Source organism: Bradyrhizobium sp. I1.14.4, from assembly GCF_050435825.1.
Lineage (GTDB): Bacteria > Pseudomonadota > Alphaproteobacteria > Rhizobiales > Xanthobacteraceae > Bradyrhizobium.
Genome location: NZ_JBNDLA010000015.1, coordinates 64,291 through 88,116 on the forward strand (window position 1 = coordinate 64,291; position 23,826 = coordinate 88,116).

Consider the following 23,826-nt stretch of genomic DNA (forward strand, 5'->3'; position numbering starts at 1 on the left):
TCTCGCCATGCTGGATTTTACCTCAGATACCGCCGGTGACACGACGTCACCGCGAACGGCTGACGCTGCCCGCAATGATGACCGGGCTTTGCTGGATGCCTATTCCAATGCCGTGATCGACGTGACCGACCGCGTCGGTCCGGCCGTGGTCCGCGTCGAAACCGGGCCGAAGGTGCGCAATGCGCGCGAGCGCGGCGGGCTCGGCTCGGGCATCGTGATCTCGCCCGACGGGTTCGTGCTGACCAACAGCCACGTGGTCGGATCGTCGAAAGAGATCCGCCTGCGTGACACCGAGGGCTTCGTCACCGACGCGCACGTGCTCGGCGTCGATCCCGACACCGATCTCGCGCTGCTGCGGGCCGACGGCGCGCGCGATCTGCTCTATGCCTCGCTCGGCAACTCCAAGTCCTTGCGGCGTGGCCAGCTCGTGGTTGCGATCGGCAATCCGCTCGGGTTCGAATCGACGGTCACTGCCGGCGTGGTCTCGGCGCTCGGCCGCTCGATCCGCTCGGTGAGCGGGCGGACCATCGAGGACGTGATCCAGACCGATGCCGCACTCAATCCCGGCAATTCCGGCGGACCGCTGGTGTCGTCGAAGGGCGAGGTGATCGGCATCAACACCGCGATCATCAACGGTGCTCAGGGCATCTGCTTTGCGGTCGCCAGCAACACCGCGCAGTTCGTGCTGTCGGAGATCATCCGCCACGGTTATGTCCGCCGCGCCTATATCGGCGTCGCCGGGCAAACCGCGCCGGTGCCGAGGCGGCATGCGGTGCTCGCCGGCGTCGAGAACAAGATGGGCGCGCTCTTGATGCAGATCGAGCCGGACAGCCCGGCCGCGCGGGCGACGCTGTTGCCGGGCGACGTCGTGATCAGGCTCGACGGCATCGAGATCAACGGCGTCGACGATCTGATCCGCGCGCTCGACCGCGATCGCATCGACCGGACCTTGTTGATGGACGTGCTCCGCCTCGGCCGCCTGCGCGCGATCGACATCCACCCGATCGAGCGGAGGCCTGCGAAGCAGTGACGACACGCGCCCAATCTCAATCCTCATGGTGAGGAGCCGCCAACGGGTCCGCGCAAAGCGCGGCCCGATGACAGGCTCCGCGGCGTCTCGAACCACGAGGCCCGGCCGGTGGCCTCATCCTTCGAGACGCGCGTTCCGCGCTCCTCAGGATGAGGGGGGAGTGGAGCGCGAGGATACTACTGCAGCGCCGACAGCAACTCGTCGGGCTGCTCGACCATCATCATGTGGCCGGCACCGGGCAGCACCACAATGCGGGCGTTCGGCGTCGCGGCATCGTCCGCCAAACTGCCTTCGCCGTCCGAGGCGTGCCGCCAGCAGCCGCGTGAAAATTCTTTCCGACCCCGCGCGGTCGTGCTCGTCAGCGTTTCTGGCTACGCGATCCGTGTGGACCGACTAGACTAGACTAGACCAGGGCGTGCACTCATGAACGTGCAAAATGTCGGGTCCTGGAGCCGAAGCGGAAATCTTGTGCTCATCCTGAGCTTTACCGGGTGACCCGAAACGGTCGTCGGCGATGCCGGACAGCGGCTCAACATACTGCTATAAGCGTTGAGCTTCATCAGATGCTGTCAGAGCGGGCAACTTGCCTGAGTGCAGCCGAGGCGCCTGCGCCCGACGACGTCATCCGCCTATTCTCACCCTTCAATGTGCTTGATGGTTCTGGGAAATGACTTCAACAGCGCAGGACGATATCGCACGCAAAAGCGCCGGCAGACGCCCCTTTCCGAGCGTTCGAGATCTCCTCGCCGACCATGCGGAAAATGCGCCGGAGCGCCACGCCATTCTGGCTCCCGCACGCCTCCCGATGACGTATGGCGCGCTGTGGACACAGGCCAACGAAGTGGTTTTCGGGTTGCGGAACATCGGCGTGCGCCGAACTGACAGGGTGGCGGTGGTGTTGTCGGACGGACCAGAGGCCGCGGTAGCGGCGATCACGGTTGCAGCCGGCGCGGTTTGTGTACCTCTCAACCCGGGTTTCACCTGTGATGAATACCAGCGCTATTTCGGCGAATTGCACCTCGCGGCGCTATTGACGCACGCTGACTTGAATTCGGCCAGCCGAAGCGCCGCCCGCATCCAGGGCGTGCCCGTGATCGATGTGTCGATGCGGCCCAGCGAGGGGGCCGGCGCGTTCAGTGTTATCGATCGGGCACCACAACGGCTGGCTGACGGTGAGTTTGCGTCCAGCGCTGACGACGCGTTCATCCTGATGACATCCGGCAGTACGTCGCGGCCCAAAACGGTCCCTCTGACCCATGCGAGCGTCTGTCTGTCGGCCGACAACGTTGGCGCCGCCTTGGAGCTTGAAGCTCGCGACCGATTGCTGAGCGTGCTGCCTCTCTTTCATGGGCACGGCTTGATCTCGGGACTTCTGGCCGCGCTTGCGGCAGGCTCCAGTGCGGTCTGTCCGCCCGGCTTCAATGCAACAATGTTCTTCGGCTGGCTGACGGAGTTTCGACCAACCTGGTACACGGCGGTTCCGGCAATCCATCGCGCGCTATTGGCGGCGGCGGATCCCTACAGGCAGGCTGCGCAGCGGTCCTCCTTGCGGCTCGTTCGTTCGGCTTCGACGTCTCTGTCGTCGGAAGTGCTCGACGGACTGGAAGCGTTGTTTGGTGTTCCCGTTATCGACACCTACGGCATGACGGAGGCCGCCACCCAGATCGCGGCAAATCCCTTGCAGCGGCGAAAGCGCGGTTCAGTCGGTCGGCCAGCCGGCCCCGAGATCAGGATACTGGACAGTGGAGGTCGTCGCTTGCCATCCGGCAAACGTGGAGAGATCGCGTTGCGAGGTCCCACCATAACCAGGGGGTACGACAATGATGCCGCCGCTACCGCGTCCGCATTTCAGGACAGCTGGTTCCGGACCGGCGACCTCGGGTACCTGGACGCCGACCGGTATCTCTTCATCGTTGGTCGCATCAAGGAGATTATCCATAAGGGCGGGCAGAAGGTTGCCCCCGCCGAGGTAGAGGAGGCCTTGCTGAGCCACCCGGCTGTGATCGAAGCCGCTGTTTTCCCTGTCCCCCATGAGCGACTAGGCGCGGACGTCGCCGCCGCTGTCGTGCTGCGTCAGGACGCAAAGGTGAGCGCACAAAATCTCCGAGACTTTGCCCGAGGACGCCTGGCCGGGTTTAAGGTCCCTGGCCTCATCCTGATTGTGCCGGAGATCCCGAAAGGCGCCGGCGGGAAGATCAAGCGCAATGAACTTGCGGCCGGCTTTTCAAGGACTCAACCAATCCAGGACGGCGGCAAGGGAGCTGCCCCCAGTTCGGAATTGGAGCGTCAACTGGCCGATATCTGGAACGAGATCCTGGACATCGATCAGATCAGCGTTGACCAGGATGTCTTCGCGCTCGGGGTGGATTCACTTGCCATGACGCAGATGATTTTGCGTGTGGAAGAGCGCTTCGGCATCACCCTGTCATTCGAGGATATCTTCAATTCGTCAACCGTTGCGGCTCTTGCGCTTCGCCTTGACTCATCAGGAGAGGGCGCCGGCTCGTTGGCGCGCCCGCACGATCCGCCAACGGAGATATCGCGCGCTGATGGAGATGGCCCACAGCCGGTGTCCATCGTGCAGGAGCGCATGCTACGCATCGAGCGAAAACTACCCGGATTACCCCAGTTCAATCTCCCGTTCGCTTATCGATTGCAGGGCCGACTGAACATTCCCGTGCTCGAGCAGAGCCTTGCCGAGGTCGTGCGTCGGCACGACGTGCTGCGCACGGCGTTTATCTGGCAGGGTGAGGTTCCTCTCGCTCGCGTCGTGCCGGACGTCGATGTCAGATCAATCCTGACCGTGAAGGACTACGCAGCCCCGGCGCATACCGGAGATGCCCGGGCCAGGGAACTTCTGCTGGTAAAGGCGAAGTTGGAAGCCGAGCGGGGCTCGTTGGCGCCGATCGACATGAACAATGCGCCGCTGTTCCGGGCCTATATCTTCCGGCTCGACGCCAGCGATCATGTTTTTCTTTTGGTCATGCACGATATCATCATTGATGGCTGGTCGATGGCAATCTTCATGGAGGAGCTTTTGGAGATCTATGCCGCTTCGATTGCCGGTGCGAAGGCGCAGCTGCCCGAACCATCGTTTCAGTTTTCCGACTTCGTTCGCTGGCAGCGCTTGTGGTCCAGCACCGAGGAAGCAAACAGACAGTTCGCTTACTGGAAGCGGTGCCTCGACAAAGCCTCACCTCCATTTACGGCCCCGAAAAGCAGCGTTGGAGGCGAATTGACCTCGCGCGTTCTCCAGGAACCATTTCAAATATCGAACAGTCTGGTGACGCAGCTGAGCGCCATGAGCCGCGACCGGGGCGTAACTCTGTTCATGAGTTTACTCGCCGGTTTCAAGACCCTGCTGTTGCTCCGGAGCGAACGCAACGACATTTGCGTAGCGACTTTGATGGCCAATCGGCCTCAACTCAGGACAGAACGCGTGATCGGTCCGTTCGCGAACACAACGATCATCCGCACCCAGCTTGATGCTGATCTGACTTTTGGAGAAACGCTCAATCGCGTGCGCAAGGCCGTCTTGGAGGCTTACGCCAGACAAGAGCTTCCCTTCGATATCATTGCCAGCCGACTAACGGAAGAAACCGGCCTGTGCCCGGCATCACTCGTTCAGGTTTATTTCGTGCTCCAAGTTGCGTTCCGCCGCGCGCTCCAGGTGCCCGATCTGACGGTTCGGCCGTTCGGCTACCAGGAAGAACGATCTGCGATGCCGATCGATCGCGCTTGGCTTTCGATAACCCTCAAGGACACCCCGTCGGGGTTTACCGGCATATGCGGGCGTAAGGACGACTTGTTCGAGCCAAACACCGTCCAGAATTGGATTGCCGATTACACGGCAATCTTGGCCAATGCGGCCGAGAACCCCAACGAGCAGCTTGGCCGATTGATTGATCCTTGAAACGATCAGGTCAGTCGCACCAAGCCGGTGAAAAAAGTGCAACGCTTTGTGCCGGTGTCCTGCCACGTGCGAGGTCGCCCAAAATTCGTCCGATCCGAGTATCATCCAGCTTGATTATCCACCGGAAATTGTCGACAATTCAGTCGCGTATTGGATAAGGGATTGATCAAAATCTAGTTTTGCCACTTGGAGGCGGCGATGTGTAGATTTGCAGTGGATCTCATCGACTTCGAGGAATTGACCGCGGCGCAAAGGAAAGCACTGCTGAAGGACCTACAGAAGCGCAGGGATGCTCTGCAAGCGCAGCTGGAGGGTGTCAATGAATCACTGAAGGGCGTCAACCAAGCGCTCAAGACGGTTCAGAAAGTATCAAAGCGCCGTTAGTGCCCGGGCCGCCAGCGCCCGACAAGGCTTGCAAATCTGGTCTCCGTGCTTCGTCTGTGCAGGGGCTCCGTGATCGGAGTTCGAGGCAGCCCCTAAACATGGGCTTGCCGAATGCGGAAAAGACGGCGGAGCGCCTGACCCAGGGCACGCAAAATCGACGCTGCTCCGGACGGCAGGGTGTGAGGCCTTGGTCACGTCGTGGCCGGCCACTGTTACGGCTGTATTAGGACGCGGACTCATTAAGGCGCAGCCATAGCCTGATCGACGCGAGTTGAACGAAGGCAAGATAGTTGGCGGCAAGCCTGTCGTAGCGCGTCGCCACCCGACGACATTGTTTGATCCTGTTGAAGAACCGCTCGACCTGGTTGCGAGCGCGGTAGAGATAGGGGCTGAAGCAGATCGGATCGCTGCGATTGCTTTTTGGCGGGATGTTGGCCCATGCGCCCTTTTTCATGGCAAGCTCTCTGATCCAGTTGGCGTCATAACCACGGTCGGCAAGCAGCATTGACCCGGATTTCAGACGAGACAGCAGTTTTTCGGCAAGTCGGACGTCGTGGGCCTCACCCGGGCTCAGCGCCAGCCGCACGGGCAGACCATTGCTATCGACGACCGCATGAATTTTGCTCGTTCGGCCACCGCGCGAATTTCCCATCGGTTGGCGCTGGTTCCTTGTGATGCAGGCCCCATGCTGATGCACGCGGACAATGGAGGTGTCTATCATCTGAACAGCAGCGTCATGGGCAGCGGCAAGCGCGTCGATCATGCGGCCCCAAACGCCAGCCGCCAACGAACGAAGCGGTTGTAGCAGGTGGTGTACGGACCAAACATGTCGGGCAGATCACGCCAAGGAACTCCAGAGCGTAAGACCCAGAAGATGCCATTGAGGACACGACGGTCGTTCACCCGAGGAACGCCACGCGGCTTGTTCGGCAGCATAGGCTTGATGGCAATCCATTCATGATCGGCGAGTTCGTAACGCATGATTCGAGCCCCAGTTTGGAAGCTTGAATCACAGCGATCTGGTCCGACGCAGCGCTTCGAGGCAGGCGCCGGTTGGACGTTTACGGGCAGAAGCGGACATCAACCCGCCGACAATCCCTGTAAAAACCGTCGAAAATGACCCAAAGCCGACCTTGTGCAGTGCACATCCCCATTGATATGCTCGATCCGGTCAGCGGGGAGTCCCGAACGATGTCCGATATCTCGCGTCGAGCAGTGACACTTGGCGCAGCCGGTGCTTATGCCGCGTTTGGACTCGACAAGCCGATCACGTTTGTCGACGCGGCTCACGCTCAACAGTCCGTCACTCAACCTTTCCGCAAATACAAGGTCGGCGACATTGAAATCTTTTCTCTGATCGATGGCATGCGTGACATTCCGCTGCGGGAGGGCATGGTCAGGAATGTCAGCGTCGAACAGGTCAAGACCGTGTTGCGTGGTGCCGGTTTTCCCGACAATCAGGCGCCCCTGCGGTTTATCGTCATGGCGCTCAAGCTGCGCGATCAAGTGGTCCTGATCGACTCGGGTACAGGCGGTCATCCAATTTATGGTGAGGGGAACGGCCGGTTATTCGAGAGCATGGCGGCGGCGGGCCTTGACCCCAAGGCAGTCAAGACGATCCTGATCTCCCATCTCCACGGCGACCACATTTATGGCCTCATGAACAATGAGAGCAATGCGCAGGTCTTCCCGGATGCCGACATCGTGGTGCCCGCCGCGGAATTGAAATGGTGGACGCACCCGGGGGTCGAGTCGATCGATCTCGGACCGACGCGCAAAGGCCTCGCCCAGCGAATTCAGGCCACGGTGGCGACTTGGAAAAACGTCAGGACCTTTGAGGGAGAACCAGAACTCCTGCCCGGTGTGCACGCCGTTCAGGCGCCCGGCCATAGCCCGGGAATGGTCGCGCATCTGGTCACCTCCGGCGGCGAACAGTTCCTGATCAGCGCTGACGTGGTCAATCTTGCGCCACACATTTCAACAAATCCCGAGTGGCAGCTCGCTATCGACCAGGATCCGCAAATGGCTGTCGAAACGCGAAGGAAGATCTTCGATCGCGCGGTCGCCGACAAGCTCACTATTTCGGGTACTCACTGGTTGATGCCGAACGTCGGCACGCTGGCCAAGGATGGCAACAGGTACGTATTCGTAGCCGAGGGGTAATATTCCCGCGACACTATCTGGTAACTGGAACACGACTGCTGCTCGTAGCGGAGAACCGGTCGGCACCTGAGCCAGCTTTTGTCCCATCGCGACATATTGCGCCGCCGCACGAACTCAGCCGCTATAGGGGTGAAGCGGACATTGCGTTCGTTGCATCACGCCGCTGCGTTTATGAGTACGCGGCCTAGTGTTGAATTCCGAGCACCTTAAGTATTGGCGCCCACTGGGCGTAATCTTTCTCATGCATCGCTCGTGCCTCAGCACCGGATCGCCATACATGCTTAAATCCGACATCTTGCAGTTTTTCTTGAGAACGTTGCGATGCTTGCCGGAAAATCCCGGAGAGCCGGGCGACTTCCTCCGCTGATGTTTCCGGCGGAGCGAAGATGCCGACCCATCCTTCCGTCTCAATCCCGCTGCCGGTTTGCGCAAGAATGCGAAGCGAATCTTGAAACGGGAGAAAGTCTGGAAAAGGAACGATCGCAACCGCGACGTGCCCCCCAAGGACACTGAGGATCGCCGGCGCCGACCCTTGATAGGGCACGTGCACCATCGGCACTCCGTGGTCGTTGAAGAGCTTTGTACCTATGAGATGGGGAATGCTCCCGGCGCCTGCGGTGGCTACGGTGCGATATTTCTCCTCGCGCGAGGCTGCCTTCATGTATTCAGCAAGATGCGCGGCAGCGTCTTTTCTCGTGACAGCAACGTATGAGAAGGTCGCCAAAATTCCGATGGGCACGAGCTCGCTTTGAGGAGACGTTCTGAGCGACGACGTGGAGGACATGAACAAGAGTGTCTGAGTCCCCTTTTGCCGAAGTACCCAATCCGCCGCTATCGCCCCTCCCGCACCAGGTCGATTTTCCACGATCGTCGAGGTTCGCGTAATCTGCTCTACGGCTTCAGCAACGATTCTGGCTGCAGTTGAAGAGGTTCCTCCTGCTGCAAATCCCACAACCAATGTAATCTGCCCGTCATTCGGCAGTGCGGGACTGGAGAGCATCACAAGCGCGGCGAGAAATAGCGGCCTGAGTCTCGTCATGCGCCGATCCCTTTCGACGGGTATCGCGATTTTCAAAGACAACTGGACCACGCGCCTTTCAAGGGCGCAACCTCCGAAAGAACGTCACCTGACCGGCTTGGCGCTCTCCGGCACACTGCGGGTGCGCCCATCCGTCCGCGAATCGCACGCGGTTCGCCGTCAAAACAGGCAGAATTCGATACCGAGGTCGATCTCGCCCATCTCGTACGCGGGCTGGCGCGGCCTGAAGGACACCGGTGTTTGGAGCTCGATAGACACCTCCTGCTTCTGACAATAGACTTTGATTAAAGATCGGATCGGATGGGCGAGCTCTTATGGCCGCAGACCGTGTGGAACGGCGACTGAGTGCTATTTTCGTAGCCGACGTGGCTGGCTACAGCCGCCTGATGGGTGCTGATGAGGAGGGTACGCACGCCCGGCTGAACGAACATCTGTCCGTCCTCCTCCATCCCGAGATCGAAAAACACGGCGGGCGGCTCATCAGAAGCGCCGGCGACGGAATGTTGGTGGAGTTTGCCAGCGTGGTCAGCGCGATGCGATGCGCCGTTGCGATACAGCGTGGCATGATCACCCGAAACACCGATGTGCGAACTGAGAAACGGATCGAGTTCCGCATCGGCATCAATGCTGGCGACATCATGATAGAAGACGGCGATATCTTTGGGGACGGGGTAAATGTTGCGGCTCGGCTCGAGGCGCTTTGCGAGCCGGGCGGTATCTGTGTGTCGCAACGCGTACGGGAAGATACGCAGGATAAGCTTGACGTCGAATTCGAAGATAGTGGCGAGCATCAACTGAAGAACATTGCGCGGCCGGTGCGGGTCTATCGCGTGTCGTTCGGCAACGCTCCCGCGCGACCGGCGCTTGCGCTTCCCGAGAAGCCATCGGTGGCTGTCCTGGCTTTTGAGAATATGAGTCGCGACCCGGAGCAGGAGTACTTTGCGGATGGAATTTCGGAAGACATTATCACCGAGTTGTCCCGCTTCTCCGACTTGTTCGTGATCGCCCGCAATTCGAGTTTTCGATACAAGGGCAGAGCGGTTGATTTGCGTCAGGTGGGTCGAGAACTCGGCGTGCGCTATGTTCTGGAGGGCAGCGTTCGTCGGGTCAGTGACCGAGTCCGGATCACGGCGCAGCTGATTGATGCTGCAAATGGCGTCCACCGCTGGGCCGAGCGCTATGATCAGAAATTGAAGGATGTATTTGCAATCCAGGACGACGTTGCGCGGACGATCGCCGCAATTCTGGTTGCGCATGTGAACATGGCGGAAGCCGAACGCACCTTGCTCAAGCCGCCCGCGACTTGGCAGGCCTACGATCATTACATGCGCGCGGCTGCGGCTTGGGTATCGTTCCAGTCCTCGTGGCAAAGGGCGGAATTATTGAGGACACGAGGGCATCTTGCAGACTCGCTGGCCATCGATCCGAAATATGCCCGTTGCCATGCAATGCTGGCCAGCACTCACCGGGTGGCTTGGCTCAATCCCCTGAATGATGAATATTTGAGTCCGACCATCCTTGACCTGGCCATCAAATTGGCGCGCACGGCAATTGCGCTCAATCCGAGCCTGCCCGAAGCCTATGCCGAATTGGGCTACAACATTATCCGGAAGCGTGACTTCGACGCAGCGACTGCCGCCGCCGAAAGAGCGCTTGCGCTGAACCCCAATTTCGCGGATTACCGCCTTGCGCAAATATTTTACTCGGTGGGAGAGCCGGCCAGAGCTATTGCCATCGCCAAGTTGCAAATGCGCCTTGATCCATTCCATCCGCATTTTGCGCCGTTGATGGCCGGCGTAGCTCACTACCACCTCAAAGAGTACCACGATGCCCAACAGTGGTTGACTGAAGCGATTGGCCGCGCGCCCAATCACCAGTATGGCCACGCCTTCTTGGCCGCGACGTATGCTCAGCTGGGACGAATGGAAGATGCTCGTGCAGAAGCAAGCGAAGTTCTACGCTTGAATCCAAGATACAGCATCAGCGGCACCCAGAAGCAGGTATCCGTTCTCAAACGCGCCGAAGACCTGGAGCACCTGGTTGACGGGCTGCAAAAGGCCGGCCTTCCGCCATAGTCTCGGCGCATGCGCAGCGGCAAGACAGCAGCCCGCCATCTTGCGCGGTGGTCGCTCGGCCGAAATCCGCTGGCCCCTCTCGGACTCACGGCAATGTCCGGTTTCGCGCTCCTGTCAGGGCCATAGCAGACATCCAATGCGCGTGATCCGAGCCGTCTCGATTTGTGAGTACACGCCCTGGCTAGTGATAGTCGATGATCTCCACGTCCTCCGGAGCCGCGTCGGTCCGCCTGAACACGACGTGCCATCGCTCATTGATACGGATCGAGTGCTTACCTGCCAAGTCGCCCTTGCACTGGCATGGTGGGTGAGAATTTTCGGCCGCGATCGCAACGGACGCGTACGCTGTTGCGTGGCGGCAGGGTGTTCGCAGGAGTTCGGAATAATAGAAGACATCGCTGATTTGCCCGACACGTCAAGTTGCTTGTCCGATTTTCCCGGAACGCGATCTGCTTGGCGTGATTGCTGTTCACCACCAGTATGGCCACCGCCACCCCTCATAGAGGCGCCAAGACGACACCAGGGGTGGCCCGTATGGATCGACCCGGTCGTCTTCAGGGCGATAGCGATATCGTGGAACAATATAGTAATCCCATGGAGTCGGCCTTATCACGGGCGTCGGAATAACGACCCTCGTTCGTTCATGAACGATTTGTGCCTTCCGCGCCCGGGCTTCAGCACCGGACGTCCCGAGGGTACACAGTACCAGGGCCGCTCCGAGAGCGCATGCGACGGTCACCATCTTCATCATGCATCGGCCTCCTCGCCAGAGAGTGCAAAAGGACTCAAAGCAAGGCAAGCCAATTCGCTCTTGGCTGGCTTGAATCTCCGCGTCTGGCCGCTCTCGGACTTGTCGACTTCGCAGGAGTTCGGAATAATAGAAGATATCGCTGATTTGCCCGACACGTCAAGCTGCTTGTCCGAGTGCCGGCGGCCGCCCGGCTACTTTGCATGGGGTTGTTTTCGATATTTTTGGGGGTGCTCACCTTCGAAGGAAGCTCTCCAACATCACGAGCAGTGCAAGAGGAGCCCGCGGCTCCCGCTACTGCAGCGCCGCCAGTAGTTCGTCGGGCTGCTCGACCATCATCATGTGGCCGGCGCCCGGCAGCACCACGGTGCGCGCATTCGGCGTCGCCGCGGCAAGCGCCTTGCCGGCCTTGGCGGGGGTCATCATGTCGCGCTCGCCGAGGATGAAGGTCGCGGGCACCTTGACCGCGGCCGCAGCCGTCAGCGCGTTCTGGTAGGCGTTGCAGGCGTTGAGGTCGTTGTAAAGCACGCCCGGCTTCGCCTCCTGCAGCACCCGTTGCGCGCCCTGATGCATCCACAGCCCCGGCGCGAGGCTGCCGCCGAGCTCGGCCTTGAAGCCGAGACCCCAGATCGAGACCATGTCGATCGCGGCCACATCATTGGCCTCGGCGGCTTTCAGCAGGTCGGGGCCGACCGTCATGGTGGCGGCGGTGCCGATCAGCGCAAGGCCGGAGACCTTGTCGGGATGCCGTGCCGAGGTCTCGATTGCGATCAGCGAGCCCATCGAGTGGCCGATCAATCGGGCCTTCGATGCGCCGGCGGCAGTAATCAACGCCGCGACCCAGTCGGCCATCTCGGCGATGGTCTTCAGCGGCTTGCCGGCGGAGCGGCCGTGGCCCGGCAGATCCGGCGCCAGCACGGCATAGCCGTGATGGGCGAACCAGCGGCTGTGCAGCGCCCAGGTCGAGGAATCGAAGCCGGCGCCGTGGATCATCACCACGGCCGGCAGCGAAGCATCGAACGGCTTGCCGCCGGTCGCGATGAAGGTGTCTGACCCGTTGACGGAAAGCTGCATGGCCCTAAGTCCTTTGCGCGGCGCGCAGCGCCTGGCCGAGATCGTCGATGATGTCCTGCGCGGTCTCGATGCCGACCGACAGTCGCACCAGCTCCTCGCCGACGCCGGCGGCCTTGAGCTGCTCGGCATCCATCTGCTGGTGCGTGGTGCTGGCAGGATGGATCACCAGCGTTTTGGCATCGCCGACATTGGCGAGATGGCTGATCAGCTTCAGCTGCTCGATGAACTTCTTGCCGGCGGCGCGGCCGCCCTTGATGCCGAAGCTTATGATCGAGCCGGCGCCGCGCGGCAACAGCTTCTTCGCCAGCGCGTAGTCCGGGTGGGTCTCCAGCGACGGATGCAGCACCCAGTCGACCGCCTTGTTCGCGGCGAGGGCGTCCAGCACCGCATGGGTGTTGCTGACGTGGCGGTCCATGCGGACGCCGAGCGTCTCGATGCCCTGCAACAGCTGGAAGGCGTTGGTCGGCGACAGGCAGGCGCCGAAATCGCGCAGGCCCTCGGTGCGGGCGCGCATGATGAAGGCGGCCTTGCCGAACTGCTCGTCGAAGACGATGCCGTGATAGCCGGCATAGGGCTCGGTGAGCTGCGGGAATTTGCCGGAGGCGCGCCAGTCGAACCGGCCGCCATCGACAATGACGCCGCCGATCGCGATGCCATGGCCGCCCATCCACTTGGTCGCCGAATTCATCGTGAGGTCGGCACCGAGCTCGATCGGCTGGCTCAGATAGGGCGTCGCGAAGGTGTTGTCGATCAGCAGCGGAATCTTTGCATCATGCGCGATCTGCGCGACCGCGGGGATATCGAGCACTTCGAGGCCGGGATTGCCGATGGTCTCGCCGATCACGAGCCGCGTATTCGGCTTGATCGCGGCGCGGAACTCGTCGAGCGCGCGGGGCTTCACGAAGGTCGTGGTGATGCCGAAGCGCGGCAGTGTGTGCGCCAAAATGTTGATCGTGCCGCCATAGAGCGAGGCGGAGGCGACGATGTGGTCGCCGGCATTGAGCAGTGTCGCGATGGCGAGATGCATTGCCGCCATGCCGCTGGCGGTGCAGATCGCGCCGACGCCGCATTCGAGCGCCGCGATGCGCTCTTCCAACACGGCGGTCGTCGGGTTGGAGATGCGGGTGTAGATGTGGCCGGCGCGTTCCAGGTTGAACAGCGCCGCGGCATGGTCGGCATCCTGGAACACGTAGGACGTGGTCTGGTAGATCGGAACCGCGCGCGCGCCGGTCGCGGGATCGGGGCGCTGGCCGGCATGCAGGCTCAGGGTTTCGAAGGCAGGCGGCTTGGGTGCGGGCATGCGAAACTCGTCAGGTCAGTCGATGGGAGTGGTTCGTTCGGGAGAAGTCTTTTGTTTGACGCGTTTTCTTCGCGCGAACCGGTGTCCACTTCGCTTGAAAACGCTTTTATACGTGAACTGCGGTGCGAACACGGCCGACATTGCCGAACACGCGCAAATAGCGCTCGACCTCGGACGGGATGCCGGTCGCCTTCTCCGGATTGTCGGAGAGCTTGACGGCCGGCCGGCCATCGACCGACGTCACCTTGCAGACGATCGAAATCGGGTCGAGTTCGGCCGAGTCGTCGGGCGCGCAGCCGACGAAATCATTGGTGAGGTTGGTGCCCCAGCCGAAGCTGACGCGCACGCGTCCCCTGAAGTGACGGAAGGTCTCCTCGATCGAGCCGACATCCATCGCGTCGGAGAACACCAGCAGCTTCTCCTTGGGATCGCGGCCCTTCTGCTTCCACCACTTGATGATCTCTTCGCCGGCCGTGATCGGCGGCGCGCTGTCGGGGCGAAAGCCGGTCCAGTCGGCAACCCAATCGGGCGCGTCGCGCAGAAATGACTTGGTGCCGAACGCGTCGGGCAGCGCGATCAGGAGGTTGCCGCCATAGGTGTGGCGCCATTGATCGAGAATGCGATAGGGCGCCCAACGCAGCTCCTCGTCGTCGTTGGCGAGTGCGGCCGCCACCATCGGCAGCTCATGCGCGTTGGTGCCGATTGCCTCGAGGTCGTTGTCCATCGCCAGCAGCACGTTCGACGTTCCGGTGAACGACGGGCCGAGGCCTTCCTTGACCGCCTCGACGCACCAGCGCTGCCACAGGAAGCCATGGCGGCGGCGCGTGCCGAAATCGGACAGCCGCAATCCGTCCAGCTTGCGCAGCCGCTCCACCTTGGCCCACAGCTTGGCCTTGGCGCGGGCATAGAGCACATCGAGCGCGAAGCGGCCGTAGGCCTTGGTCGCCGCGCGCGAGCGCAGCTCGTTGAGGATCGCGAGCGCCGGGATCTCCCACATCGTGGTGTGGGTCCACGGCCCGTGGAAATGCAGCTCATACTGGCCGTCGACCTTGTTCAGCTCGTATTCGGGCAGGCGGAAGGTCGAGAGCCAGTTGATGAAATCGGGCGAGAACATCTGGGTCTTGCCGTAGAACGTGTTGCCGGCGAGCCAGATCAGCTCCTTCTTGCTGAAGCGGATGGTGCGGGCGTGGTCGAGTTGGGCGCGCAGCTCGCCCTCGTCGATGACCTCGGCAAGCCGGATATGGGTCGAGCGGTTGATCACCGAAAAGGTGGTGCGCGTGTCCGGATAGCATTCCCGGATCATCTGCTGCATCAACAGCTTATAGAAATCGGTGTCCAGCAGGCTGCGCACGATCGGGTCGAGCCGCCAGCCGTGGTTGTAGGTCCGGGTCGCGATATCTGTCACGGTCATGCCGGAACCTTAGCCTGCCGGGCGCCGCCCGCCCAGTGGGTTTCGCCCGGAACATGGCAGATCAGCGCGCTATGGTCTGCCGTATACGGCCGACCGTGACGGAGACATCGGTCCAGGCCGGCTTATCAGGGGCAAACTGCCGCCGGAGGAAGCCGACGAGCTCGGCGACCTGGCTGTCGCTCATGCTGTCCCGAAAGGCCGGCATGTAGCCGAGATCGGTCACGGCCGGCCTGGTGATGCCGTGCAGGATCACCTGGATCAGATTGTCCGGCACATCGCTGTGCAAATTGCTGTTCAGCGCCAGCGACGGCCGGCTGCCGAACAGCGGCGGACCGCCGACCTCGTGACAGACCGCGCAGGCGCCTTGATAGATCCGGGCGCCTGTCGAGGCGGCGATGGTCACAACGGTGCCGGCTTCAAGCTCCGCGGCAAGGACACTGTGGGCCGAGCGGTCGGTGATCTCGTTGAACGAGGCGAGGTAGACCGCCATCGCGCGGATGTCCTGGTCGGGCAGCGCGGCGAGCTCCTGCACGACCGGCGCCATCGGCCCCGCGGCGACGCCGTGCAGGCGCGACTCGCCGGTGCGGAGATAGGCGTAGAGTTCATCTTCGCTCCAGGGGATCGGGGCCCTCGACAGCGACGTCAGCGCCGGCGCCTCCCAGCCCTCGGCAAAGCCGCCGGCCAGATAGGCGCGCTGCTGCTCCGCGCCGAGCGCATTGCGCGGCGAGTGGCAGGCGCTGCAATGGCCGAGCCCCTCGATCAGATAGGCACCGCGATTCCAGGTCGCCGATTTCGATGGATCGGGCTGGAACGCGCCCGCCTGATGGAACAGCGCATTCCATCCGGCGAGCAGCGGCCGCAGGTTGAACGGAAAGGCCAGCGCGTTCGCCGGCGTCTCGGCGCGCACCGGTGCCTGCGCCATCAGATAGGCATAGAGCGCCTGCAGGTCGGCATCATCGGTCCTGGCGAAATGCGTGTACGGAAACGCCGGATAAAGATGTCGCCCGTCGCGATGAATGCCCTCGCGCATCGCGCGCTCGAAGGCGGGATAGGACCAGGCGCCGATGCCGGTGTCGACGTCGGGCGTGATGTTGGTCGTGTAGATCGTGCCGAACGGCGTCTCGAGCGGCCGGCCGCCGGCGTTGAGGATGCCGTGCTCCGACGTGTGGCAGACGGCGCAGGCGCCGAGCGCCGCAAGCTCCTTGCCGCGCGCGATCGTCGCGGCGGAATAGACCGAGGCATCGGGGCGGGCGATCGGCGCTATCGCGCGCCAGGGCAGTACGGCCGCGCCGATCCCGATCGCCGCGGCGCAGATCGCGGCCATGCCTGCGAGCAGGCCACCGCGTTTGGCGAATGGATTCTGCCATCTGTTGAGCGGCACCGTCTGCATAGGTGGCGGAAGCGGCGCGGGCGCTGCGGGTTGCTCGCCGTGCAATCCCTTCAGGATGCGCTCCGGCGTGAACGGCAACTCGCGGAAGCGCACGCCGGTCGCGTCATAGATCGCGTTGGCGATCGCGGCGGCGCTCGGCACCGAAGCGGACTCGCCGACGCCGAGCGGCGGCTGGTCCTGCCGCTGCAGCATCAACACATCAATCTTCGGGAGATCAGGAAATTTGATGATTGGGTAGGCGCCCCATTCCCGCGCCGTCACCGCGCCGCGCTCGAACGAGACCTCCTCCATCAGCGCGCGGCTGGTCGACTGGATGACGTTGCCTTCGATCTGGTGCCGCACGCCCTCGGGATTGATCATCAGTCCTGAGTCCTGGCCGGCGACGACGCGTGTCACGCTGACATCGCCGGTCGCCTTGTTGACCGCGACGTCGGCAATCCAGGCCGACCATGCTGCGCCGTAGCCGGGAAACTTGCTGTGCACGTAGAGCGCATAGGCAAAGCCACGGCCGCGGACGATATCGCCGTCCGCTTCAGGCGCCTCGCGCACTGGGCGCGGCGTCCAGCCGGCGCGCTCGGCAACCGCGTTGACGAGATCGATCGCGCGCTTGTCCTTCAGGTAGCGCAGCCGGTATTCGATCGGGTCGACTTCGGCCTCGGCTGCAAGCTCGTCGATATAGGATTCATGCGCAAAGGTGTTCGGCAGCGCCGAGACGCCGCGGAGCCAGGAGGCCCGCACGATCGGCGGCATGTCGTTGGCGACGACGCGCAGATTCTCGTAGTCGTAAGGCGGGATCGCGGTGCGATCGCCCATTTCAAACACGTCAGGCGCTGGCGCGATCCGCCCGGTGAGCAGCAGCGCCAGCGTCGGCGCGCCATTCGACGGATAGCGCGTGGCAAAATCGTAACCGGCGACGCTGCCGTCGGCATTGAGCCCGCCATTGACGTCCATCAGCTGCGCGGTGCCCTTCGGCTCCCAGGCATGCTCCTGCTCGCGGGTGAGCTGGACGCGCACGGGGCGCCCGACCGCGCGCGACAGCAGCAGCGCATCGGCGGAAACGTCGTCGGCGCAGTTGCGGCCGTAGCAGCCGGCGGCCTCCATCCTGATCACGTCGATCTCGGATTCGGGCCGCTGGATCAAGAGCGCCAGATCGCCGCGCAGGATGTGCGGGTTCTGCGTGCCGGACCAGACCCGGATCGCGCCGTCGCTGCAGTCGGCGACCGCACATGACGGGCCGATCGAGGCGTGCATCTGGTAGGGCCAGACGTAGGTCCGCTGCATCGGTTTGGCGGCCGCCTTGATCGCGGCGTCGACGTCGCCCTTGTCGATCAGTTGGCGCGGCGTCGAGAGATTGGCGCGCAGCGCCTTTTCGATGTCGGCGAGGTCGGTCAGTGCCGGTCCCGGCTTCCAGCTCACCTTCAGCTGCGCGGCGGCCTTGATCGCGTTCTCCTCGCGCTCGGCGACGACGCCGACGAAGTCGCCGATCCGCACCACCGCGACGAGGCCGGGGATATCGCGCACCGAGCCTTCATCGACCGCGATCAGGCTGGTGCCGACGAACGGACCGGCATCGACGCCGGCATAGGGCGGGCGGACCACGCGGCCATGCAGCATGCCGGGTACGCGCACATCGTGGACGTAGACGAGTTCGCCGGTGGCCTTCGCCGGCAAGTCGACGCGCGGCACCGACTTGCCGACGACCGAATAGGCACTGACGGCCTTGACCGGAACGTCGTCGGCGAGCTCGAGCCGGATGGTCTCGTCCGCGATCAGCTCGCCATAGCTGACGCTGCGATTGTCGTGACCGCGAATCAAGCCGTCCTCGATCGTGAGATCGTCGACCGGCAATTCGAGCCGTTCGGCCGCGCGGGCGAGCAGGAAATGCCGCGCCCGCGCGGCGGCCCTGCGCAAGGGAACGGCGGTGATCTGGATGGTTTCGCTTGCGATCGTCGCGCCCTGGTTCGGCACCACGGCGGTGTCGCCGAGGATCACGACCACGCGGGCAAAGGAGACATCGAGCTCTTCGGCGACGATCTGTCCGAGCGCGGTACGGATGCCGGTACCGAGATCGACATGGCCGTTATAGGCGTTGACCGAACCGTCGGCCGTGACGGTGATGAAGGTCTCGAACGCGCCTTCTGCGCCCAGCACGGCAGGGCGGACGACCGACAGCGAGCCGCGCATGCGTTGCTCTGGCGTGCGCGTGTCCACCATCAATCGCGGGCCTCGAGCGCGTGGCCGGCGGCGCGCATCGCCGCGCGGACGATCTCGATATGCGCGCCGCAGCGGCAGAGATTGTAGCGCAGCGCTTCCAGCACTTCGTGCTCGGACGGATTGGGATTGCGCGCAAGCAGCGCCTTGGTGGTGATGATCATGCCGTTGAGGCAATAACCGCACTGCGCGGCCTGTTCGCGGATGAAGGCATCCTGCACGGGATCGGGATGCTCGCGGCTGCCGAGACCTTCGAGCGTAACGATGTCGCGCCCCGCGCAGCCTTCGATCGGAATCACGCAGGCGCGCGCGGCAACGCCGTCGATCAAAACCGCGCAGGCGCCGCACTCGCCGAGCCCGCAGCCGTATTTCGGTCCGTTCAATTCGAGATCGTTGCGCAGCACGTAAAGCAATGCGGTGCCGGGAGCGGCGTCGACATCATGATTCCTGCCGTTCACGGTCAGGCGCATTGCCCCGGTTCTCCCCTCGCGTTTGCACTGCAAAGTCAGCGTCAAATCTCAAACGAGGATAACGTTTGTATACAAACGTGCAAGCGGCGGCATGCCGCGCTGCAACGAATGCACGCTTTATGAACAGGGTGCGCAAGCGAATGGCAGCGTTTGATTGCAAAGGCCGCTTGACAGGTCTCGGGCTCGCGCGCAGGATCATTCGTATACGAACGATATAGGCGGAGCGGCGAAAGCACAGTATGATCGACCGCCACCGCAAGTCCAGGCTTGGTCACGATGGCTGACACAATGACCGTCGCCGCCGGCGACAAGATCCGCTGCGATGCCTGTCCGGTGATGTGCTACATCAAGCCGGGCGCGGCCGGCGCGTGCGACCGCTACGCCAACCACGACGGCACGCTGGTGCGCGTCGATCCGCATGTCGTGCTGGAGCGCACGGTCTCGCACGGCGGCAAGCTGGTTCCGTTCCAGGTGAGCGGTGACTGGGACGGCAAGATCGTCCGTCAGCCCGAACTCTTCGTCACCGCGATCGGCGCCGGAACCACCTATCCGGACTACAAGCCGGCACCTTTCATCGTGTCGTCGGAAGTCGATGGCGTCGACATGGTCACGGTCGTGACCGAGGGCATTTTCTCCTATTGCGGCATCAAGGTGAAGATCGACACCGACCGCTATCTCGGTCCCGAGACCGCGATCGTGCGTGCGGACGGCGAGGCGGTCGGCCATGTCACGACCAGCGAATACGGCTCGCAGATGCTTTCGCTCGGCGGCGTGCATCATCTGACCGGCGGCTCCAAGAAGGAAGGCCGCGTCACCTGCGACACGCTGATGGATCTCTCGAACTGCAAGGCGGTGGAGCTGACGATCGACGGCGGAGCCGCCGTCGTGGTGCAGGCCGGCAAGCCGCCGATCGTCAATGGCGTGGCGGAAGAGCGCATGCGGGTCGGCTGCGGCTCGGCGACCATCGGCATGTTCGCCAAGCAGTGGCACGGCAAGGTCGACGAGGTCGTTGTGGTCGATGACCACATCACCGGCGTGCTCAGCGAGCACCAGGCCGGCAAGCTGCTCGACATCGGCGACACCGGCATCAAGATGAAGGGGCGCCGTTCGACGCCCGGCCGCTACTTCCAGGTCGCCGATCCCGGCACCGGATGGGGCGGCACCAACATCTCCGATCCGCTGTCGATCCTGGGCCCTTTCAATGCCAAGGAGGCGCGGCCGGGGCTCACCATGTTGATGGTCTCGACGACCGGCGAGCACGCTTCTTACTACGTGCTCGACGAAGCGTTGAAGCCGGTCGAGACCGAGATGCCGGCGGACCTCAAATTTTCGGTCGAGCGCATCCAGGAGAATTGCGAGCCGGCGCTGTGCACCGTGCTGTTCATGGGCGGCGCGGGCGGATCGCTGCGCGCCGGCGTCACCGACAACCCGGTGCGGCTGACGCGCTCGGTCAAGGACGCGCTGACGCGGGTGACCAGCGGCGGCGCGCCGGTCTATGTCTGGCCGGGCGGCGGCATCACCTTCATGGTCGATGTCACGCAGATGCCGGCCGGTGCTTTCGGCTATGTCCCGACCCCGGCGCTGGTGGCGCCGATCGAATTTACGATGAAGCTGTCGGATTACGCGGCGCTCGGCGGCCATATGGATTTTGTCCGGCCGCTGTCGTCGCTGCGGGACAGCGCCGAAGTCCGGCCGATGCCGCATCTCCCCGGGCGGCGCGCATGACCAGAGCGTTTTCCAGCGAAGTGGATACCGGTTCGCGCAAAGAAAACGCGTCAAAACAAGAATCTAGAGCCCCGTTCCGATTCCATCGGAACGGAAAAGGCTCGAGGCTCCCGCAAATCGCGCTTCTTCCTGACGGCAAGCGGCTGCATTTGCAGGACGGTCCCATTGATCTCATCATCGAGGCCAGGGGCGGGGACGAGGACGTTGGTGCCGCTTATCAGGCGGCGGCGAGGCGCTTCACCGGTTTGCTGGACGAGCTTTGCGCGGAGCTCGCCGAGCTACGCAGCGCGGCCGATCCGCGGCACCGCGCGCTGAAAGGCGTGGTCGCGCGGCGTATGCATGCGGCGGTCGCGCCGTTTGCCGGCGATTGCTTCATCACGCCGATGGCGGCAGTCGCGGGCTCGGTCGCCGAGGAAATTCTCGGCGCGATGGTCGAGGCGGCAGCGCTCGATCGTGCCTACGTCAACAATGGCGGCGATATCGCGCTGCATCTCGGCGATGGCGAGCAATTCAGCGTCGGCCTGATGGACCGGCCGGACCGTCACGGCCTGATGCGCACGATGACCGTAGATAGCGACATGCCTATCCGCGGCATCGCGACCAGCGGCCGCCACGGCCGGAGCTTCTCGCTCGGCATTGCCGACGCCGTGACTGTGCTGGCGCGGACGGCGTCGCAGGCGGATGCCGCCGCGACCGTGATCGCCAATGCGGTCGATTTGCCCAACCACCCCGCGATCCTGCGCCTTCCGGCGAACGAATTGCAGCCGGACAGCGATCTCGGCGCACGGCTGGTGACGCGCGACGTCGGGCCGCTGGCGGAACAGGAGATCGAACAGGCGCTTGAGGCGGGGGCGGCACGGGCGCGCGACCTCCTGACGTCGGGATTGATCGAGGGCGCGGCATTGCGTCTACTGGGCGAAACGCGGATTGTCGGTGCAACCGGCAACGGAGCGCCGGCTTCGCATGCGTTTCAGCAAAGAACGACAGAACACATGCTGCAGGCACGACCGGGAGCGAGGCTGACACAATGAGCGCCGTCATTCGCAAGATCGTCACCGTGGTCGAGGAAACCCATCTGGAGATGGGCAAGACCATCGCGCCGCCGACCCGGCGGGCGGCCGCGATCGCCGTGATCGAGAACCCGTTTGCCGGCCGCTATGTCGAGGATCTGTCGCCGCTGATCGCGATTGGCGAGGAACTCGGCGAACTGCTCTCAAAGCGCGCAGTGGCCGCGCTCGGCATCGATGGCGCCAAGGCGCATAGCTACGGCAAGGCCGCCGCCGTCGGCGAGAATGGCGAGCTCGAGCATGCGGCCGCGATCTTGCATCCGAAGATGGGCGCGCCGGTGCGCAAGGTGCTCTCGAAGGGAGCGGCGCTGATCCCGTCGTCGAAGAAGCGCTCGGGTCCGGGCACGACGCTGGATATTCCGCTCGGGCATAAGGACGCCGCCTTCGTGCGCAGCCATTTCGACGGCATGGAGGTGCAGATCAACGACGCGCCGCGGGCCAATGAGATCATGGTCGCGGTCGCGGTGACCGACAGCGGACGGCCGCTGCCGCGCGTCGGAGGGCTGACGGTTGATGAGGTCAAGGGCGAAGACGGATTGCGATAATCTCTTTGAAGAACAACTGGAGGACGGGATGCGTGGTTATTTCGTAGGGGCGGGATTGGCGATTGCGGTCGCGTCCATGGCAACGAGCGCCATGACAACGCAGGCCTTGGCGCAGAGCGAAATCAAGGTCGGCGAGATCAACTCTTATTCCCTGTTGCCGGCGTTCACCGAGCCCTATCGCAAGGGCTGGCAGTTGGCGGTGGAACAGATCAACGCGGCCGGCGGCATCAACGGCAAGAAGCTCGTCGTTATTTCCAAGGATGACGGCGGCAAGCCGGCGGATGCGCAGACCGCGGCCAACGAACTGGTGTCGAGCGAAAACGTCGCGATGCTCACCGGCACCTTCCTCTCCAATATCGGCCTCGCCGTCAGCGATTTTGCCAATCAGAAGAAGGTGTTTTTCCTCGCCGCGGAGCCTTTGACCGACGCCATCACCTGGTCGAAGGGCAACCGCTACACGTTCCGCCTGCGTCCCTCCAACTACATGCAGGCCGCGATGCTGGTGGAGGAGGCGGCGAAGCTTCCGGCAAAACGCTGGGCAACGATCGCGCCGAACTATGAATACGGCCAGTCGGCGGTCGCGGTGTTCAAGAAGCTGATGTCGGAGAAGCGGCCCGATATCCAGTGGGTCGACGAGCAGTGGCCGCCGCAGGGCAAGATCGACGCCGGCCCGGTGGTGCAGGCGGTTGCCGCAGCAAATCCGGAGGCGATCCTCAACGTCACCTTCGGTGCCGACCTCGTCAAGCTCGTGCGCGAAGGCAACACCCGCGGCCTGTTCAAGGGCCGTACGGTCGTGAGCTTCCTGACCGGCGAGCCGGAATATCTCGATCCGCTGAAGGATGAGACCCCGGAGGGTTGGATCGTCACCGGCTATCCCTGGTATGCGATCAAGACGCCCGAGCACGACGCGTTCCTGAAGGCCTACCAGGCCAGGTACAACGACTATCCGCGGCTCGGCTCGATCGTCGGCTACCAGACCATCAAGGCGGCGGCGGCGATCCTCGCGAAAGCCGACTCGACCGATCCGGAGAAGCTGATCGCGGCGGCTGAAGGCATCTCGATGCCGTCGCCGTTCGGCGAGATCACCTTCCGCAAGATCGATCACCAGTCGACGCTCGGTGCCTTCACCGGCAAGACCGCGCTGAAGGACGGCAAGGGCATCATGGTCGATGCCGCCTATCGCAAGGGCGCGGACTATCTGCCCAGCGACGCCGAAATCGAGAAGCTGCGGCCGAAGGATTGAGGCCGCGACCTTCTCCCTCTCCTCGTTCTTACGGGGAG

General features: G+C 63.0%; 16 protein-coding genes and 1 pseudogene. 9 read left to right on the forward strand and 8 right to left on the reverse strand.

The features are described from left to right. The first annotated feature begins 7 nt into the window (after nucleotides 1-7). Nucleotides 8-1,030, forward strand: coding sequence for a S1C family serine protease (locus ABIB78_RS26035; RefSeq protein WP_429029450.1), 1,023 nt, complete (start codon nucleotides 8-10; stop codon nucleotides 1,028-1,030). Nucleotides 1,031-1,206: 176 nt separating this feature from the next. On the opposite strand, the gene ABIB78_RS26040 is transcribed toward ABIB78_RS26035, so the two are convergent. Then, nucleotides 1,207-1,314 carry an alpha/beta fold hydrolase gene (locus tag ABIB78_RS26040; RefSeq protein WP_429029451.1) on the reverse strand — a complete coding sequence of 36 codons (108 nt, stop codon included), beginning with the start codon at nucleotides 1,312-1,314 and terminating at the stop codon, nucleotides 1,207-1,209. 383 nt (nucleotides 1,315-1,697) lie between these two features. Here ABIB78_RS26040 and ABIB78_RS26045 point away from each other — a divergent pair, with 383 nt between their 5' ends. Together ABIB78_RS26045 and ABIB78_RS26050 are read left to right on the forward strand one after the other, a co-directional pair. Beyond that, nucleotides 1,698-4,943 (forward strand): AMP-binding protein, encoded by a 3,246-nt coding sequence (locus ABIB78_RS26045; protein ID WP_429029452.1) that lies wholly within the window; start codon nucleotides 1,698-1,700, stop codon nucleotides 4,941-4,943. Nucleotides 4,944-5,156: 213 nt separating this feature from the next. Then, the gene (locus ABIB78_RS26050; RefSeq protein WP_193395257.1) at nucleotides 5,157-5,327 is read left to right on the forward strand and encodes a hypothetical protein; all 171 of its coding nucleotides are present in this window, start codon (nucleotides 5,157-5,159) and stop codon (nucleotides 5,325-5,327) included. A gap of 223 nt (nucleotides 5,328-5,550) precedes the next feature. On the opposite strand, the pseudogene ABIB78_RS26055 reads toward ABIB78_RS26050, so the two are convergent. Then, nucleotides 5,551-6,308, reverse strand: a pseudogene (locus ABIB78_RS26055) (IS5 family transposase). A gap of 210 nt (nucleotides 6,309-6,518) precedes the next feature. Here ABIB78_RS26055 and ABIB78_RS26060 point away from each other — a divergent pair. Beyond that, nucleotides 6,519-7,490, forward strand: coding sequence for an MBL fold metallo-hydrolase (locus ABIB78_RS26060; RefSeq protein WP_429029453.1), 972 nt, complete (start codon nucleotides 6,519-6,521; stop codon nucleotides 7,488-7,490). Nucleotides 7,491-7,674: 184 nt separating this feature from the next. Here the strand turns inward: ABIB78_RS26060 and ABIB78_RS26065 are convergent, their stop codons facing one another. Continuing rightward, nucleotides 7,675-8,529, reverse strand: a complete 855-nt coding sequence (locus ABIB78_RS26065; protein ID WP_429029454.1) for a Bug family tripartite tricarboxylate transporter substrate binding protein — start codon at nucleotides 8,527-8,529, stop codon at nucleotides 7,675-7,677. A gap of 314 nt (nucleotides 8,530-8,843) precedes the next feature. Between ABIB78_RS26065 and ABIB78_RS26070 the strand changes: the two genes are divergently transcribed. After that, on the forward strand, nucleotides 8,844-10,604 hold the full coding sequence (locus tag ABIB78_RS26070; protein WP_429029455.1) for an adenylate/guanylate cyclase domain-containing protein: 1,761 nt from the start codon (nucleotides 8,844-8,846) through the stop codon (nucleotides 10,602-10,604). A gap of 1,042 nt (nucleotides 10,605-11,646) precedes the next feature. Here ABIB78_RS26070 and ABIB78_RS26075 read toward each other — a convergent pair. The 5 genes from ABIB78_RS26075 to ABIB78_RS26095 form a co-directional block, all read right to left on the reverse strand. Continuing rightward, nucleotides 11,647-12,426, reverse strand: a complete 780-nt coding sequence (locus ABIB78_RS26075) for an alpha/beta fold hydrolase (RefSeq protein WP_429029456.1) — start codon at nucleotides 12,424-12,426, stop codon at nucleotides 11,647-11,649. Between the two features lie 4 nt (nucleotides 12,427-12,430). Further along, nucleotides 12,431-13,726: an O-acetylhomoserine aminocarboxypropyltransferase gene (locus tag ABIB78_RS26080; protein WP_429029457.1), complete on the reverse strand. Its 1,296-nt coding sequence runs from the start codon at nucleotides 13,724-13,726 to the stop codon at nucleotides 12,431-12,433. A gap of 106 nt (nucleotides 13,727-13,832) precedes the next feature. Continuing rightward, nucleotides 13,833-15,137 carry a nicotinate phosphoribosyltransferase gene (pncB, locus tag ABIB78_RS26085; protein ID WP_429029458.1) on the reverse strand — a complete coding sequence of 435 codons (1,305 nt, stop codon included), beginning with the start codon at nucleotides 15,135-15,137 and terminating at the stop codon, nucleotides 13,833-13,835. A 61-nt stretch (nucleotides 15,138-15,198) separates the two neighbouring features. Then, nucleotides 15,199-18,741 (reverse strand): molybdopterin cofactor-binding domain-containing protein, encoded by a 3,543-nt coding sequence (locus tag ABIB78_RS26090; RefSeq protein ID WP_429029459.1) that lies wholly within the window; start codon nucleotides 18,739-18,741, stop codon nucleotides 15,199-15,201. Then, nucleotides 18,741-19,208, reverse strand: coding sequence for a (2Fe-2S)-binding protein (locus tag ABIB78_RS26095; RefSeq protein WP_429029460.1), 468 nt, complete (start codon nucleotides 19,206-19,208; stop codon nucleotides 18,741-18,743). The genes ABIB78_RS26090 and ABIB78_RS26095 overlap by 1 nt, the downstream gene beginning before the upstream one ends. A gap of 276 nt (nucleotides 19,209-19,484) precedes the next feature. Between ABIB78_RS26095 and ABIB78_RS26100 the strand changes: the two genes are divergently transcribed. The 4 genes from ABIB78_RS26100 to ABIB78_RS26115 are packed head-to-tail and all read left to right on the forward strand — an operon-like array spanning nucleotide 19,485 to nucleotide 23,788. After that, nucleotides 19,485-20,933, forward strand: a complete 1,449-nt coding sequence (locus ABIB78_RS26100) for a 6-hydroxynicotinate reductase (protein ID WP_429029461.1) — start codon at nucleotides 19,485-19,487, stop codon at nucleotides 20,931-20,933. Next, nucleotides 20,930-21,964, forward strand: coding sequence for a UPF0280 family protein (locus ABIB78_RS26105; protein ID WP_429029462.1), 1,035 nt, complete (start codon nucleotides 20,930-20,932; stop codon nucleotides 21,962-21,964). Before ABIB78_RS26100 ends, ABIB78_RS26105 begins: the two co-directional genes overlap by 4 nt. After that, nucleotides 21,961-22,545 (forward strand): amino acid synthesis family protein, encoded by a 585-nt coding sequence (locus ABIB78_RS26110; RefSeq protein WP_029078203.1) that lies wholly within the window; start codon nucleotides 21,961-21,963, stop codon nucleotides 22,543-22,545. The genes ABIB78_RS26105 and ABIB78_RS26110 overlap by 4 nt, the downstream gene beginning before the upstream one ends. Before the next feature lie 28 nt (nucleotides 22,546-22,573). Continuing rightward, entirely contained in the window at nucleotides 22,574-23,788 is a 1,215-nt protein-coding gene (locus ABIB78_RS26115; RefSeq protein ID WP_429029463.1) for an ABC transporter substrate-binding protein, read from the forward strand. Nucleotides 23,789-23,826 lie beyond the last annotated feature (38 nt).

Excerpts from the sequence above, each read along its gene's own strand:
- ABIB78_RS26035 (WP_429029450.1), top strand. The coding sequence starts at position 8 with ATGCTGGATTTTACCTCAGATACCGCCGGTGACACGACGTCACCGCGA.
- ABIB78_RS26045 (WP_429029452.1), top strand. The coding sequence starts at position 1,698 with ATGACTTCAACAGCGCAGGACGATATCGCACGCAAAAGCGCCGGCAGA.
- ABIB78_RS26060 (WP_429029453.1), top strand. The coding sequence starts at position 6,519 with ATGTCCGATATCTCGCGTCGAGCAGTGACACTTGGCGCAGCCGGTGCT.
- ABIB78_RS26065 (WP_429029454.1), bottom strand. The coding sequence starts at position 8,529 with ATGACGAGACTCAGGCCGCTATTTCTCGCCGCGCTTGTGATGCTCTCC.
- ABIB78_RS26070 (WP_429029455.1), top strand. The coding sequence starts at position 8,844 with ATGGCCGCAGACCGTGTGGAACGGCGACTGAGTGCTATTTTCGTAGCC.
- ABIB78_RS26075 (WP_429029456.1), bottom strand. The coding sequence starts at position 12,426 with ATGCAGCTTTCCGTCAACGGGTCAGACACCTTCATCGCGACCGGCGGC.
- ABIB78_RS26080 (WP_429029457.1), bottom strand. The coding sequence starts at position 13,726 with ATGCCCGCACCCAAGCCGCCTGCCTTCGAAACCCTGAGCCTGCATGCC.
- pncB (WP_429029458.1), bottom strand. The coding sequence starts at position 15,137 with ATGACCGTGACAGATATCGCGACCCGGACCTACAACCACGGCTGGCGG.
- ABIB78_RS26090 (WP_429029459.1), bottom strand. The coding sequence starts at position 18,741 with ATGGTGGACACGCGCACGCCAGAGCAACGCATGCGCGGCTCGCTGTCG.
- ABIB78_RS26095 (WP_429029460.1), bottom strand. The coding sequence starts at position 19,208 with ATGCGCCTGACCGTGAACGGCAGGAATCATGATGTCGACGCCGCTCCC.
- ABIB78_RS26100 (WP_429029461.1), top strand. The coding sequence starts at position 19,485 with ATGGCTGACACAATGACCGTCGCCGCCGGCGACAAGATCCGCTGCGAT.
- ABIB78_RS26105 (WP_429029462.1), top strand. The coding sequence starts at position 20,930 with ATGACCAGAGCGTTTTCCAGCGAAGTGGATACCGGTTCGCGCAAAGAA.
- ABIB78_RS26110 (WP_029078203.1), top strand. The coding sequence starts at position 21,961 with ATGAGCGCCGTCATTCGCAAGATCGTCACCGTGGTCGAGGAAACCCAT.
- ABIB78_RS26115 (WP_429029463.1), top strand. The coding sequence starts at position 22,574 with ATGCGTGGTTATTTCGTAGGGGCGGGATTGGCGATTGCGGTCGCGTCC.